The organism is Vibrio sp. A37, from assembly GCF_059777565.1.
The window spans coordinates 369,258-383,849 of the sequence record NZ_JBLNLI010000001.1 but is presented as its reverse complement, the minus strand read 5'-3'; the positions used below and the strand labels follow the sequence as shown (position 1 = coordinate 383,849).

13 protein-coding genes are annotated in these 14,592 nt (G+C 41.0%); 5 read left to right on the top strand and 8 right to left on the bottom strand.

Annotated elements, in window-relative coordinates:
• Positions 1–18 precede the first annotated feature (18 nt).
• A complete protein-coding gene (locus tag ACM2FC_RS01625) occupies positions 19–924 on the top strand; it encodes an SDR family NAD(P)-dependent oxidoreductase (RefSeq protein WP_498479079.1) in 906 nt (301 codons plus the stop codon).
• Here the strand turns inward: ACM2FC_RS01625 and ACM2FC_RS01620 are convergent.
• Positions 869–1,777: a LysR family transcriptional regulator gene (locus ACM2FC_RS01620; protein WP_498479078.1), complete on the bottom strand. Its 909-nt coding sequence runs from the start codon at positions 1,775–1,777 to the stop codon at positions 869–871. The genes ACM2FC_RS01625 and ACM2FC_RS01620 overlap by 56 nt on opposite strands.
• A gap of 284 nt (positions 1,778–2,061) precedes the next feature.
• Between ACM2FC_RS01620 and ACM2FC_RS01615 the strand changes: the two genes are divergently transcribed.
• Positions 2,062–3,447, top strand: a complete 1,386-nt coding sequence (locus ACM2FC_RS01615; RefSeq protein ID WP_498479077.1) for a diguanylate cyclase — start codon at positions 2,062–2,064, stop codon at positions 3,445–3,447.
• A gap of 379 nt (positions 3,448–3,826) precedes the next feature.
• The gene (locus tag ACM2FC_RS01610; RefSeq protein WP_498479076.1) at positions 3,827–5,086 is read left to right on the top strand and encodes an L-lactate MFS transporter; all 1,260 of its coding nucleotides are present in this window, start codon (positions 3,827–3,829) and stop codon (positions 5,084–5,086) included.
• 27 nt (positions 5,087–5,113) lie between these two features.
• Here the strand turns inward: ACM2FC_RS01610 and ACM2FC_RS01605 are convergent, their stop codons facing one another.
• Positions 5,114–5,512, bottom strand: a complete 399-nt coding sequence (locus ACM2FC_RS01605) for a DMT family transporter (RefSeq protein ID WP_498479075.1) — start codon at positions 5,510–5,512, stop codon at positions 5,114–5,116.
• A gap of 582 nt (positions 5,513–6,094) precedes the next feature.
• Here ACM2FC_RS01605 and ACM2FC_RS01600 point away from each other — a divergent pair.
• Positions 6,095–6,727: an outer membrane beta-barrel protein gene (locus tag ACM2FC_RS01600; protein WP_498479074.1), complete on the top strand. Its 633-nt coding sequence runs from the start codon at positions 6,095–6,097 to the stop codon at positions 6,725–6,727.
• A gap of 67 nt (positions 6,728–6,794) precedes the next feature.
• Here ACM2FC_RS01600 and ACM2FC_RS01595 read toward each other — a convergent pair whose 3' ends face one another.
• Positions 6,795–7,475, bottom strand: a complete 681-nt coding sequence (locus tag ACM2FC_RS01595) for a hypothetical protein (RefSeq protein ID WP_498479073.1) — start codon at positions 7,473–7,475, stop codon at positions 6,795–6,797.
• 282 nt (positions 7,476–7,757) lie between these two features.
• The gene (locus ACM2FC_RS01590) at positions 7,758–9,026 is read right to left on the bottom strand and encodes a hypothetical protein (RefSeq protein WP_498479072.1); all 1,269 of its coding nucleotides are present in this window, start codon (positions 9,024–9,026) and stop codon (positions 7,758–7,760) included.
• Positions 9,027–9,412: 386 nt separating this feature from the next.
• Between ACM2FC_RS01590 and ACM2FC_RS01585 the strand changes: the two genes are divergently transcribed.
• The gene (locus ACM2FC_RS01585) at positions 9,413–10,549 is read left to right on the top strand and encodes an SGNH/GDSL hydrolase family protein (protein WP_498479071.1); all 1,137 of its coding nucleotides are present in this window, start codon (positions 9,413–9,415) and stop codon (positions 10,547–10,549) included.
• 65 nt (positions 10,550–10,614) lie between these two features.
• Here ACM2FC_RS01585 and ACM2FC_RS01580 read toward each other — a convergent pair whose 3' ends face one another.
• Genes ACM2FC_RS01580 through ACM2FC_RS01565 form a run of 4 tightly spaced genes read right to left on the bottom strand, consistent with a single transcriptional unit; the run spans position 10,615 to position 14,521 of the window.
• Positions 10,615–12,081: an alkaline phosphatase family protein gene (locus ACM2FC_RS01580; protein WP_498479070.1), complete on the bottom strand. Its 1,467-nt coding sequence runs from the start codon at positions 12,079–12,081 to the stop codon at positions 10,615–10,617.
• A complete protein-coding gene (locus ACM2FC_RS01575) occupies positions 12,068–12,589 on the bottom strand; it encodes an iron transporter (protein ID WP_498479068.1) in 522 nt (173 codons plus the stop codon). The genes ACM2FC_RS01580 and ACM2FC_RS01575 overlap by 14 nt, the downstream gene beginning before the upstream one ends.
• Complete coding sequence (locus ACM2FC_RS01570; RefSeq protein WP_498479067.1) at positions 12,586–13,083, bottom strand: iron transporter; 498 nt, start codon at positions 13,081–13,083, stop codon at positions 12,586–12,588. The genes ACM2FC_RS01575 and ACM2FC_RS01570 overlap by 4 nt, the downstream gene beginning before the upstream one ends.
• A gap of 25 nt (positions 13,084–13,108) precedes the next feature.
• Positions 13,109–14,521: a 4Fe-4S binding protein gene (locus tag ACM2FC_RS01565; RefSeq protein ID WP_498479065.1), complete on the bottom strand. Its 1,413-nt coding sequence runs from the start codon at positions 14,519–14,521 to the stop codon at positions 13,109–13,111.
• Positions 14,522–14,592 lie beyond the last annotated feature (71 nt).

Sequence of the window (14,592 nt, the reverse complement as noted above, 5' to 3'; positions counted from 1 at the left end):
ACTTATTGGAAAGCGACTATGGGCAAGGTTGTACTCATTACCGGATCAACAGACGGAATTGGATTAGAAACGGCAAAAATGCTGCTCGAAAAAGGAGCCCATGTACTGCTACATGGCAGAAACCCAAGTAAGCTTGAGCTGCTCCTACAAAACTTATCTGGTATATACGGGGACAACAACGTAGAAGCTTATCTCGCAGACCTTTCTCGCCTCTCTGAAGTACAAAATCTTGTTGTCGAAATATGCGAAAGACACGGCCAAATCGACGTGCTCATCAACAATGCAGGTGTTTTTACCACTCATAATTATATGTCCGATGATGGACTTGACGTGAGGTTTGCTGTCAACACCATTGCACCTTACCTACTCACCAAAGAGCTGCTGCCACTATTTGGTACGGACGGCCGAGTGGTAAATGTTTCTTCTGCGGCTCAAGCAACCGTCAGCATCGAGGCATTGAAAGGAGAAAAACGTTTGTCTGATGGAGATGCCTACGCACAGAGTAAGTTAGCTATCACTATGTGGACTCAGGAGATGGCTAAGGCTGTAGGGAGTGACGGTCCAATGATTGTCTCAGTCAATCCCGCCTCGTTTTTGGGCAGTAAGATGGTTCAGAATGCTTACGGTGTTTCTGGAAAAGACATAAGAATTGGCGCATATGTGTTGTGTCGAGCAGCACTTTCTAATGACTTTATTGATGCCGCAGGCAAATACTTTGACAACGACACTGGCCGCTTTGACAACCCTCATCCTGACGCACTGAACCCAGAAAAAACAAGCCAAGTGATTCAAACGATTGAAACCATCATTGAAGTGGCTTTATCGAGCCAGCGGAAAATGCGGTATCAAGCAACAGACGAGTTTGCCCTTAAAGCCCTGCTAAGTGATTATCCCAATAAGGCGGGTCGCCATAGTAATCACTGAAATAGTCAATAAAAGCTCTCACTTTAGGAGCAAGTAAACGTGAACTTGGATATACCGCCCAGATTGCGGTTTCTGAAATTAGTGGATAATCTTTCAAAACTTGCACTAATTCACCTGTTTTAAGCTGCTTGTAAGCACTCCATGTAGCATTGATAGTTAAGCCAATACCACTCGCACATGCTTCTCTAACCGCCTCTCCGTTGTCAGATTTAAAATACCCCTTTGGTCGAACATTAATTGGCCCATCATTTGACTGAAATTGCCAATTTTCGACACCATGCAGTATGACACAACGATGTTGATTGAGATCAGCAGGTGAACGCGGTTCACCAAATTTCTCAACGTATTCCGGAGAAGCGCAAAGCATACGATTATCGGGAGCGAGCTTACGAGCAACGAGTGTAGAGTCTTTCAGTTCCGCGTTTCGAATCGCGATATCAAATCCCCCTTCAACTAAATCAACAATAGAATCCGAGAACCGAAAATCAACACTTAAATTAGGGTGCTTAGCCATAAACCCTTTTAACGCGGGCATTAAATGCATTCGGCCAAAAGAAGCAGGAGCTGTCACTCGTAAAACCCCTTCAGGGGACACACTGCCGCTACCCACCGACGCTTTCGCTACTTCAATGCAACTAAGGACTTCCTCGGCATGAGGCAAAAAGGCTTGCCCTTCCTCTGTTAAGCTTACTTTTCGTGTTGTACGGTGAACAAGACGAACTCCTAAGCCCTCTTCCAACTTATTAATATGGGAACTTGCAACAGCAGGAGAAAGCCCAAGCTCTTGCCCTGCCATACTAATATTATGAGTGGAAGCCAGTCGAACAAACAGCTTCAAATGTTCAATATTCATATAGTTTTATAAAAAAACCCGTAAAATCATACCGTAAACGCCAAAATCCTCACTATCAATTTAGTCAATAATTAAACCCAGTACAAACTTGATTCCATATACAACAAAGCAATTACTCTAATCGTATAAGTTTATTCCCTCAAGATCACAGAAATAGCACGTTGGGGTACAACCATTAATGTCGCAAAAGATAGACAACCCCCAGAGCAATGGTTGAACTACACTAAAAGAAACGATGATGTAGAGTAAAACATCCTGAGCAACACGGACGTTTCTGAGGCAATATGTTTTCCAACTTCAAACACGACGGTAAGTTAGTCTTTTATCTTGTGACATTTTTATATGTGGTCATTGCAGTTTTTGCAACCCACACCCTGACTAATTTGTTTGTTGAAAGAACTATTCGTCAAAGCGAAGAAAGCATCCAAAAAAACCTTTCATTAGTTCGCTCTAAGCTGGAAGCGACAATTTTCGCTGATGTTTACTTAGGTGACAGTCTTGTCACTATAGTGACCCTTGACCCTAATTTTGCTATTTCGAATTGGCCAACAATAGCAGGAAAGCTGCTACTAAAAGCTCGCTACGTCCGAAACCTAACCATCATTCAAAACAATGTGATCACCCATGTTTATCCGCGTAAAGGTAATGAAAAAGCGTTAGGGTTAGACCTATCCTCGATGCCACAAAGGCTCAATGCCATCATGTTAGCCAGACAGCTCCAAGCCGTTTACATTTCTGGGCCGCTTGAACTAATAAATGGGGGTCAAGGCATCATCGCACGTTACCCGATATTCAGTGACTACCCTATCAATCGTCATTACTGGGGCAGTGTAAGCGTCGTCTTAAACTATGAAGCTATCATCAAGGAATCTGGTTTAAATAATGTTCAAGGAGCGAATATCGCACTCAGAAAGCGCGAAATTGACGGTCAAGTGCGTGATGTTTTTTATGGCTCTGAGAGCGTATTTAATAAGCCAGATTTGGTCTATCCAATCAACTTGCCGAGTGGCAAATGGTTATTAGCGGCGAAGTACCAGCTCAACAATATAAAAGAAATAACCAATACCAAAATACTTGTGCAGCTGGTTGCTATTATGACAGCCACATTGATTTATATCTCCTTAGCGCTGTTCATTCGTAACTACCAGTACGCTCACAAAACCTCATTGCAAGATGAATTGACAAAGCTGCCAAACCGACGATTCATACTTAATTATATTAATCGTTTACTGCATAGAACTGATAGCTCAGCGTTTACTATATTGAATATCGATATCAACGACTTCAAAATCGTCAATGACACATTGGGCCATGAAGCAGGAGACGAACTGCTGAAATTTGTATCAGAAAGACTGGAAAGAAGCATTCGCGCTTCGGATAAGGTCGCACGATTTGGCGGAGATGAATTCATAGTGATTTTACAAGATGTCAGAGATATTGAAATAGTCGAAAAAATCATCAACCATATTCGCCGAGTTTTCCGCAGTAACCAACTTTTATGGCGAGGCAATACCGTCAAACCGATATTGAGTATTGGCTATACCATTTATCGTGGTCAAAAGACTAATATTGTCGAGCTCTTGGCAAAAGCAGACTTAAACATGTACGAAGATAAAAAGCGCACGAAAAAGCTTCATACTCCAGAGCCAATAAAACAGCAGGCGAGCTAGCTATAAATCCTCTTTATTTGGTCGCAAACAATCAAATATACATTGGTACTTAAAATTTCACACCTCGGTGAGACATAGATCACACTATATTGCCTTTAAATATCATCTAAGCAAAAGATATAAAGCAAAAAAAACTAGTACACTTTATTATCATTTCACATACACTTTATAAACAAAAACATATCAACTTAAGTAAAACTAAGAAAAAGAAATGATATGTTGTGTTTCAAAAATAAATATTAATTTAACTAAAGCAGTAATAACTGCTAATTTCCGTCAGCTCAGACCACTTTAACCATTTGATCTTAATCATGTTTTTTTACAACTTTAATATTACGATAGCCGCCTAATTATAAAGACTAAAAGTGTAGGTACTTATATGAATAAAAGATGGCTATATGCTCTGTGTGCAGTTGGTATACACATATCAATCGGTTCAATATATGCGTGGAGTCAAATCGCAGTCGCGATAAAAAACCAACCGAACATCCATTGGGGTTTAGGTGATATTACTGTAACTTTCTCTATTGCCATATTTTGCTTAGGTATTGCCGCGGCATTCATGGGAAAGATTGTTGAAACAAAAGGTCCGAAATTTACCGGTCTGCTGTCTGCTCTATTATTTGGCTTAGGCTTGATCGGTTCAGGTATTGCTCTAAAACATGATAATTTGTGGCTACTCTATATCACCTATGGCGCTATTGGTGGTGTAGGTATTGGTCTCGGCTACATTACCCCTGTTTCTACAGTGCTTAAGTGGTTCCCAGATAAACGTGGTTTAGCTATGGGACTGACCGTCATGGGCTTTGGATTCGGCGCTGTTATCGAAATTTTCGTTTTAAGAACGATTCTGCCCGCATTCGGCATCACAGATATTTCTACCCAACTGATGATTCTTGGAGTAATTTACTTTGTACTGATTTTCGTTTCATCGCGATTCTTGGTCGCTCCTTCAGAAGAATTTATTCAATCTTTCAATCAGCAAGCGAGCAGCAAAAAACTTGCACCTGATTTAGAAAGTCTAAATGCTACAGAAGCACTTAGAAGGCCTCGTTTTTACGGCTTGTGGTTACTATTATTTATCAACGTATGCTGTGGTATTGCACTTATCTCTGTTGCTAAATTTATGGGCCACGACGTAATTAACCTATCCCTCGCGGCAGCGGCCTTTATGGTCATGATCATGAGTGTGTTTAACGGGATCGGTCGTTTCTTCTGGGCGTTTGTATCGGACTATCTAGGTCGACCAGTTGTATATACGTTATTTTTCGTCATTCAAATTTTCTGCTTCTACATTTTGACGAAAACTCACAACCCAATCGAGTTCCAACTTGCGGTATTTGCCGTACTATCTTGCTATGGTGGTGGCTTCTCTCTCGTCCCCGCTTATATCGGTGATATTTTTGGCACCAAACAACCTGGCGTCATTCACGGATATATACTTTCAGCTTGGGCAGCCGCAGGACTGTTTGCGCCAACGCTAATTGCCTACACTAAGCAATTTACCGGTAGCTACACTGGAGCCCTATACGTATTTATGTGTTTCCTCGCAATTGCATTCGTTATCTCTGTATCAATGCTTAGAGGAATCAAAAAATCAAGAGTCGCAGCGATGACTTTAGCGTCATCTAACGCTTAAAAGTTAGAAATACACAAGTAGCAACCGCTACTTGTGTATTGCCGAACTCGAAAACACATTAATAATCACCGTTCCTAGCAAAATCAACCCTACTCCGATAAGAGCATAACCATCCAACTTTTGCCCATACACCAACCAGCCAATCATAGTCACTAACACAATCCCCGCGCCACACCATATCGCATAAGCAACCCCTAAAGGCAATGACTGGACTGTCACCGACAACGCATAAAAAGCAATACAATAACCCACTAAAACGAGTACCGTAGGCCAGATACGAGTAAACTCAGCCGTTTTTGGCAACCAAGATGTGGCAAATACTTCACACAAAATTGCGATAAACAAAGTCGCTAAAGGAGGTAAGGATGCAAACATATCAATTCCTGTCGTACCATAAAACCCATAAAAATTTACCAAGACAAACATGTCGAGTCTTTAGAATCGAACGAAATCTAACAGAAATTGTACTATTAATCACCAAGTTAATTATCAAAAGGTTTGTAATAAAAACTAAACAACCCAAAAATATAAACGGGTAAATTCGTCATCAGCGCCCCGTATTGTAATTGTAAATCCACTCTTATAATGAATCTAAGTAGAGTCGATTATCATTTATAAATGATAATCGACTTAAAATACGCACTAACATGTATATGTAGATATTTATAAACCTGAAAAATGGCTGATAATTTAAAATCATTCAAATTTCTATGTAATGACTATTAATAATCAAAAAACTTTCTTTTATTTTGTATATTAATAATCTTTTAATTAGCTAGTACGCTGCATGGTTAAATACTATTTAATCATATGGTTAACAGTATTATCAAGTATGTTAACTAGGTTATAAATAGCCATAAATTGTAATAAAAAACGATGTTTGAAATAAAATTGAAACCAAAGTGAAATATTTCAAACATACCATCTTCCGCTCTCTTCAACTGGAATGACCAGATTTATCCTTTGTGTAAGTAATTACCGATACAACAATTTGAGAAGATGATTAATATGAAAAAGACAAATATTGCTAAGTGCATCGCACTAGCTGCAGCACTATCAGCTGCTGGAACTGCATCAGCATTCGCTGGAGACTTTTACGTAGATGGTGGCGTGGGTGCTGCACACCAATCTATTCCTGCTGGCGTTATTTCACTACCAAGTGAAAGTAATCAGTCACAAACTGAATTTTCTGGCCGAATTGCGACAGGCTACGAGCATGCGATTGGTGATGACTTTGGATTAGGCGCAGAACTTGGCTACACATACTTTTCACCAGCTACACACGATGTTTTAAATAAAGAAGCGAAATTAAGCACTTCAGCGATAGATTTGACCGCAGTGGGTACTTACAACATTACTCAGAAGTTCTCTGTATTCGGCAAGGGTGGTGTTGCTTACATGATGTCTGAGCAAAATGACGGCTTAAGCAACTCTTATTTAGCAATAGCTCACAAATCCCACGAATACAGGCCCGTTGCGAGTATCGGCATGCGTTATAAGATTAACGATCAACTGAGCCTGCAAGCCGAATATATGCATTACTTTGGTGATTCTTATTTGAAAGAGACTGATGACGACTACGGCAGCACATTCGTACCTACCATCGACAACTTTGTGGTTGGCGTTCACTATGCATTTTAATTGCTAGTAGTAAGGCGCTTTCGTGTATCCAAGTGATATGCAAAAGCGACTTTACTTCTGAGTAGTTTTAAAAAGTATATCTCAGCCCAATTGTTGAGCTTAGTGAACTTGGAATTGAACTTGGCACCGAGGAATTCGCATCAAACTCATGTGGTATATCTGAGTCATCATCTGACAACAAGCTGCCAAAAAAATACGTTGTTGAGACTTCAATGGCTAAGTGTTCATTCAGGCTATAGCGTAGGCCAATACCCAATAATGGATCTATCAAACCAGTGTTATAAGTACCAACATGCTCAGGAGGACTTTGATAACGAGTACTCGACCAAGTAATTCCCGTACCAAGTTTAGCAAAAGCTGCAAACTTAGAATGAAGGTAGTAATTGAATAACACATCCCAATAAAGAACTGATGTTCGCTGTGTCAATTCCCCAAACTGGGCCGAAAAAAACTTTGCTTTTGCAAATTGTTGATATCCCAACTCTATTGCGCCAGATGTAGAGCCATCACGATCCAACTCGTAGCCAATCGCTAGCCCGTAGGAATCTGAAGTAGACGAGCTTGATGCTGTGGTGTTGCTCGTATCATGATACTCGATATATTGCTTTGCTCTTCCAACACTTGCTGTTGTATAAAAACCTTCAGCGCACACATCGGCAGACATTATTATAAAAAAGAAAAATAATCGGAATAGATTACTCGCTTTACTATTTAAATTAATATGATTGCTTAGATTTATTACTTCCATATATATCTCTAGGCTTAAAGATCAAACTTTTATAAAAATCTTTATTAAAGTCAAATTCCATAGAAAGCTCATTATCCTACAGTTTAAAACTTTTGCTCACCGAGACGATACTCACTATTTTTGATCTATTTAAGATATTGACCAGGATATAACAAGTCATACAAAAGGAATATAAATAACACCCAAACATAAATAGAATGAGTTTTATTTATAAATAATATGCAAGCTTATCAGTAAGCCAAATTACCTTGTATCGTTTTTTAGTCAGCGAATGACGAATCTTTATGACTGAAAATAAACCTTTGCCACAAACGCAGCCAAAACCCACATCAGCACTGCGTATAAGCTTTGCTCCTTCATATATTTTAGTTTTGGTACGTTATAGTGATCGGTTAGCATCATCCCAACACTGGATAACGGACTTATCGCTGTAGAAATCGCCCAAGATGTCACAAACAGAAATACCATTTCGTTTGGGTTTACCTGCATATACTGAAGAAATGGACTGATAAGTGAAATGGTAATAATGGGATGAACGCCAAAAATAGACACAAGTGTCATTGTTAGCCCAACAATTATAAAGCCCATCATAGTAAATTGCTCTGGTAACAGCTTATCCAAACCAGAAAATTGATGTAACATCGACGCGATACCAATAGAAAACACACCTGCTGCCATAAATAGAGCAAATTGCCCCGACATTCTTGGGATTTTCTCCTTAATAACTTCAATGGACTTCTGAGTTTTCTTCCCTATAGGAACAAATAAAATTGCTCCAATTGGCGCGATAATTGAGATTAGTAGAATTGTTGAAAGGTGGGGAAACAAGTAATGGCCAATCATTACTGCAACCGACAAAAATAATGGTAAAATTAAACTATCCCAATTCAATGGATACCCTTCGAACGCCTGATGTTTACTGCGAGCGGTGTCTGCAAGAGTATAAAGTGCCATTGGAATCAACATAATCAATCCTGCGAAAATATATTTGCCAATTTGCGCACCTGGTGAATAGTTCAGCGCTACCGCCCCTCCCATAAAAAAGGGCGACCATAAAGCCGCACCACAAAAACCACGAGACATAATGCTCGCTTGGGTTGGCGTCAGTCTTCTTGTTTTCTCAGATAACCTATCGGCTACGATAAAGAGGATAGAAAGGTTGATTACGCCACCAATGATGTGGCAAGTCGCCAATGTGGAAAGCGCACCTTTTTTTCCTTTTGGTAATGCTTGACCTTCTTTCGTTGGCGATTGATTTGCTGTCAAAAACGTAATCGCTGCAAACATCATAACCAGTGGTAAATTGACGTGCATCGCCTGCCACCAATCGATATGACCACTCATCACAAAACTCACAGCAAGTAGAACAACGCCAATAATAAATAAACTGAGTGACTGAATCTTACTTGTACGATTCAAGCTTGGCCAAACCATTAAAACTGTCACCCAACATAAAACAACTGATGGCCAGATAGGCAGTGAAACCAAAGAGGCAAATAGATACCAAAGTAAACTAATAAAAATTAATAGCCCAGAAATCTGCTTTTTCATTATTTATCTCAAAATTTTAAAGCGTCCGATCTATCCCTGAAAAGTCATCTTGTTCCATATTTGCCTACGTATATTACACATTTACTCAATAAAATACCGTATATTTCTGCAATTGACAGTTTTATTTGTTTGCTAAATATCACAGTCTGAAATTGTAGGCTTTGAACAAAGTAATTGGTGAAATCACAATGCGTTAGCTTTCAATATGAATAAGTATTTTCTAGATAAATAATAGTTAACAGACTCATTTTCTTTTGATTAAGCAAATAGCAAAAAGCTCATGCAAGTGAGGTTTTCTCAACTCAACAAGTTTTGGTGTCAAGCAAACAACTGAACAGACACTTAACCGAAGCTTGCGAACGAAATTGAAACTAGAGGAATAAAAAATGAATAAAGCGTCGTTGCTACTGTGTGGGCTACTATCTATAGGGGTGAGCGCTAGTGGCTATGCAGCATCAGATATATCGCAGCAAGGTAAACCACTGTATCACAAGCTGGTTGTTTTTGGTGATAGCTTGTCTGATCAAGGAGTGCAAAATCAAAATCTAATTAATTTAGCTCAACTGAAAGCATCTACATACACGACCCCTGGATATAGGGTGTGGCCTGAATATCTGGCTGCCCAACTCAAACATCGCATTACGTATAACAACCAAGCATTCAATTTAATGCCTAGCGAAACCAATTCTTATGTACGTATTGTTAAAGGCGGTACAAACTATGCGGCAGGAGGAGCAACAACAAAAGGCCAAGGCGTCGCTTCAAAATGTGACTCTAGCCCAACAGGTTATTGCTACAACCCTCCCTCCGTAAAACAACAAGTTGCGACTTACCTAAACTCTAAACTCGGGCAAAATGATAGAGGACATAAGCTTTACGGGTTCTGGGCTGGTGCCAACAATATCTTCATGGCATTAGAGCAACAAAATTCAACTGAAGAAAGTGTCAAAGATGCAGCAAAACAGGCCGCTATTCAAGAGTTTAATAGTATTGCCCATTTAAGAGCACGTATCTTGAGAAGAGGCGGGGTTAATCCTACATTTTTAGTCATTAATATGCCGGATCTCGGGAAAACACCTTTGGCTACAGCAGGTGCAGCTTACAATTGGCCTGAGTGGCTGACTGCAGCGGCGAAAGAGTACAACGAAACAATGCACAACTGGCTCGCTGGTAGTGACGTCAAAGCCTACTATATCGATTCATTTGGTTTATTAGACGACATAATCAACTCTGCCAATCACTCGATAACTATCGCGACTGGCAATACTAGTAGGACTCTTACGTTTGATAACGTTTCCGTTCCAGCCTGTACCGAAACGAACCCAGCAACCTTGAAAGCATTAACGTGTGTACCTCCTCAGTCTCATGAAAACTACTTATTTGAAGATACTATTCACCCAACAGGGCTAGGTCAAAAAGCCCTAGGCTTGCTTATTACGAACTGTGTGATAAATAAAAACGGTGACGTTACCAATAATGATAGTACTACAGCGAATAACTATTGTGAGCTGATCAATTTATAGCTCCTGAGCTGAAATACTATTAGGGCCGCATTAAATTCATAAATGCGGCCCTAATGTCTATAAACTTAATTCGGGTTCTCTTCTCCTACCAAATTTTCAACCTCCCCCGTATTAGGGTTGATCAATGTCGGTTTCAGATTCGGTTTCGCCTTGAAATCAAACATCCCTTGGAGAGAGTGCGCAAAATGATCAGCGGTATGATCGCCAAGCTGCCCCAAGTGCCAATTGCGTTCTATAAAACGTAAGATAGACCCTTGGTCTAGCATTTTATGATCCACGTAATTTTGCCTCGCCCAAGGTGATACCAACAGAAAGGGTAGTCTCGGCCCGTAGCCTATTCCGTTCATCTCTTTTGGTTTATTTGGCGGTGTTACGTGATCGTACCAACCATCGTTATAACTCCATACAATCATTACCGCTGTTGATTTCCATTGCGGTGACTTCATGATTTTATTGATTGTACTAGCGACAAAATATTGTTCATCTTTCGGTGACGACACTCCCACTCGGCCACTTTGACCCGTTATCGGGGAAACAAAGCTTACAGAAGGTAAGTGGCCATCTTTCAGCACTTCCCAGAAATAATGAATATCGTATTGATGATGGGCTCGATCAGAACGTCCGACTTTAGAACTGGAAGATGGTGCCAAATGATGTGGGTTGGCCGTTGCAGCAAAGTACTGAAAAGGCTCACTCACTGGCTGATAATTTTCTATCAAAGAACCCTGCGAGTTCAATGAACGAGAATTGAATTTAGCCTTGCCAGAAACTGCTGTTGAGGGAGAAAAGCCACCAGCAAAATAGCCCCAAGTCACACCGTGCTGATTGAGTAAATCACCGATATTTTTTCGGGTAAAGCTAACCTTGAAACGCCCCTTACTTGCATCATCATAAAGTGGTGGATTATCTTGAATCAAAGAGTCTCTAAAGCTCACCCCCGGAGACATTTTTGGCACTACGCCTTTATTGGTGCCCGCGATAAGATCGATCATTCCTCCAGCTTCTGTAGTGTAATTTGAAGCATAAAGGTTATCGGCCATCGCATAATGCTGCGCATAATTCCAAAGTGCGGTGACTGAGTTGCCATCATAATAACCCAGTACAGATTGTGGAAAGCATCCGTCATCATTAATCCCGCTAGAAATATCGTAATCTTTCCAGATAAACATGTTGTTTCGGCCATTATTGTATGATCGCTTTTCCGCATACACACCATGCCCGTTATCACATGTAGGCTCTTGAGGTGCCATCCGATACGGATTACTTAAATTTGGGTTGTGCGCCAATAGATATGTCGTATATCCGTTAACAGAAGGGGTTTTTGATGCCGCATGGAATGGGTTCTCACCAACTTGGTTCTTAGCATGTGGGTAAATACCAAAATAACGATCAAAACTTTGATCTTGTAGTATTAACACCACCAGATGTTTTATTGGAGTTCGGGGCTTAGGAGCAGTCACTGATTTGGCGATCCCAGCACTCGATACCGCCAGTAAGCCAAATGTAATCGCTAAATTTTTAATAACCGCCATGTTTTCCTGCTCCAAAGAAATCGAAAGAATAGTGTCGTGTAAATGGCTTCCACCATGGGTATACGCCAGTCCCTGCTTTCGCGGTTTCAAAATACCCATTTGCAGTCGGCGGCTGGTAAAAGTTGGTCACAAAATATTGACCGGGACCATCAAGCTTAAGGTTTACCCCGTAGTGAGGACCACCTTGAGCAACCATCGGCAAATAATACCCTTGTTGTTTCCAGTCACTTCCTTGCTTGGTGACAATATAGTGAATTTTAAGCCCTGCAATCCAAGCTGTTGGCGGAAAGCCCTGTGGGTTGCCGGGTAAGGCATGAACATCAGTTTCTAGGTGAATATCCGGATGTTTGGTCATCCCTTTCACTTTTGGCGACATCGTGACACCTTGAATGTAACTTGCCCCTACTTTCATACCGTTAATACCAATATCAGGGCCAAACACCACATTCATTGCCACCGCCATATTGCTTACGAGGAAAAGAGCAAACACTGTAATCAACCGTTTCATGACTTTACCTCTGTCGCTGAACCATTTTTGGCGATTGAGAAGGTGTAATTTTGAGAGAACGCCTTCCACCAAGGCGCCACACCTGTTGCTTTATCCGTGTGCCGATAGAATCCGCCGTAATAAGGCGATTGATAGTCTATTTCCCAATGGTATTTGCCTGGACCATCAAGTTTGACTGCGATGCCATACTCCGGCCCTTTTGCTGTTAGGCGCATTGGCGAGCGAAGTTTTGTCTGCCATTTGCTGCCTGCTTTACTGACTTTATAGGTGATCACACAATACGGTATAAAGTCATTGGTAATGAATCCATTTGGGTTCATCGCATTGGCATTCATTCGGCTATACAGAATATAATTTTCACCCTGAATATCGATACCGTTGGAAAGGTGCATACCTGCAAAATCTTTTGAGCCAAAAGTTGCAGCCTGAGCGAATACGAAACCGCTCCACAAGAAAATAGGAATCACAATAAGGAAATAAAACCGACTCTTCACATAATTCTCCGAAGTTTATTGGCCTTTAAAACAAGTTAAAGGTTGGAAAGATACTCCACAATGTCACTGTAGATATGACAAAACATCCAGCCGTAATCACGGCTCCACTTGCCATACGACGCGGTAGAGTACTGTGGTTGCGAGCTACCCACCTAGCTCCAATGAGCAAGTTAAACGCCAGTGCGAACACAACAAAAACGAGCTCAATATCCACCACTAAGTCATGGCCTATCCATTGTTGAAGCGAACCAAATAGCGTGCTACCTAAGCCCAGTAAAATGCACAGCATAGCCAAGGGCGCAAATTGATATCCAAATAAAGTCAAACGTTGACTATATGACTGTTTACTCTCGGCTTTGAGAATGCTCGCGCCAAGCAGGGACAAACCGCTAAGAATAAAGGCCATGATCGAAGCGAACAAAAGCATAAATAGCGAAATGGATAAAAAATCGAGCCACAAATAATGTTGTTCAATAAATGAGTTTTGATTCATCAACCAAGAAGGGCCTTGTGTAAAGAGTCCCATCCATTGATGGTTCATAGCCCACTCACCAATCCATTGCCTAAACTGCGTATAAATAGGTGTAGAGCTCCAAATAAACCCAGAAATGGCAAGTCCCGGAGCAAACCAGATAAACGCAAGCTCTGAACTACATGGAGCATGATGGCTGATCTGCTCTATTTCTTTCGCAGGCTGCCTCAACTCAAGTTTTAAACCGCCCCGAGAGTTGGGCTTAATACATCGAGCACATTTAATACAATGCCGCGCCGTTTTCTTACTTCTCAGTTCGATACTGGTAGGACAAAGCCCTTGATCTCGGTACCCTTCAGTTCCTTGTGTTTTTGTCGCTGATTCTAGGCTCATGATCCCTAAACGAGAGAACACACCTAGAACCGAACCAATTGGACACAAATGACGACACCAAACTCTGCGCGACACACCACCAGAAGAGCCAAACAATAGGCCACATGCAACCGCAAGTACGAAGATAATGGCAAACAGAAGCAATGCGGTACGCAGATCATCTCGAACATCTAAGGTTTGTGCCCAAACGGTCACTATCAAAAAACTGACAGCTGGTGCAATGGGGTGCTTTATCCACCTAGGAGGATTAAAGCGTGCACCCATTTTACTTGCCCACTCACTCAGTGCACCTAGGGGACATAATATTCCGCACCAAAAACGCCCCACCAACAAAACTGAAAGTAAGGTTCCGGGGTACCAGAGCCCCCACAATATCCATTCACTGAAAAGCTGCCCATTATTAAACGGTGTTTGCCAATGAAATTTTGGATAAGAGCCAAATAGAGGAATAATCAGCAGTGCGCCTAAAGCAATTAACATAAACGCTTGTAGGAATGGAATCAGCCTTCTCAGCCTCAAAAAGGCTTTTTCTAACATCGGCTGATATTTCGATTTTGGAATTGAATAACTCATGATTCTGACTCGTCGAACGCCCATACCCAAACTATCTTTCCCCCATATAAGCAATGACCAAGATGGCTTGG

What these genes read in the sequence shown, in the direction of transcription:
- ACM2FC_RS01595 (WP_498479073.1), bottom strand. Translation starts at nt 7,475, where the DNA reads ATGGAAGTAATAAATCTAAGCAATCATATTAATTTAAATAGTAAAGCG.
- ACM2FC_RS01590 (WP_498479072.1), bottom strand. Translation starts at nt 9,026, where the DNA reads ATGAAAAAGCAGATTTCTGGGCTATTAATTTTTATTAGTTTACTTTGG.
- ACM2FC_RS01610 (WP_498479076.1), top strand. Translation starts at nt 3,827, where the DNA reads ATGAATAAAAGATGGCTATATGCTCTGTGTGCAGTTGGTATACACATA.
- ACM2FC_RS01605 (WP_498479075.1), bottom strand. Translation starts at nt 5,512, where the DNA reads ATGTTTGTCTTGGTAAATTTTTATGGGTTTTATGGTACGACAGGAATT.
- ACM2FC_RS01575 (WP_498479068.1), bottom strand. Translation starts at nt 12,589, where the DNA reads ATGAAACGGTTGATTACAGTGTTTGCTCTTTTCCTCGTAAGCAATATG.
- ACM2FC_RS01620 (WP_498479078.1), bottom strand. Translation starts at nt 1,777, where the DNA reads ATGAATATTGAACATTTGAAGCTGTTTGTTCGACTGGCTTCCACTCAT.
- ACM2FC_RS01585 (WP_498479071.1), top strand. Translation starts at nt 9,413, where the DNA reads ATGAATAAAGCGTCGTTGCTACTGTGTGGGCTACTATCTATAGGGGTG.
- ACM2FC_RS01615 (WP_498479077.1), top strand. Translation starts at nt 2,062, where the DNA reads ATGTTTTCCAACTTCAAACACGACGGTAAGTTAGTCTTTTATCTTGTG.
- ACM2FC_RS01565 (WP_498479065.1), bottom strand. Translation starts at nt 14,521, where the DNA reads ATGAGTTATTCAATTCCAAAATCGAAATATCAGCCGATGTTAGAAAAA.
- ACM2FC_RS01600 (WP_498479074.1), top strand. Translation starts at nt 6,095, where the DNA reads ATGAAAAAGACAAATATTGCTAAGTGCATCGCACTAGCTGCAGCACTA.
- ACM2FC_RS01625 (WP_498479079.1), top strand. Translation starts at nt 19, where the DNA reads ATGGGCAAGGTTGTACTCATTACCGGATCAACAGACGGAATTGGATTA.
- ACM2FC_RS01580 (WP_498479070.1), bottom strand. Translation starts at nt 12,081, where the DNA reads ATGGCGGTTATTAAAAATTTAGCGATTACATTTGGCTTACTGGCGGTA.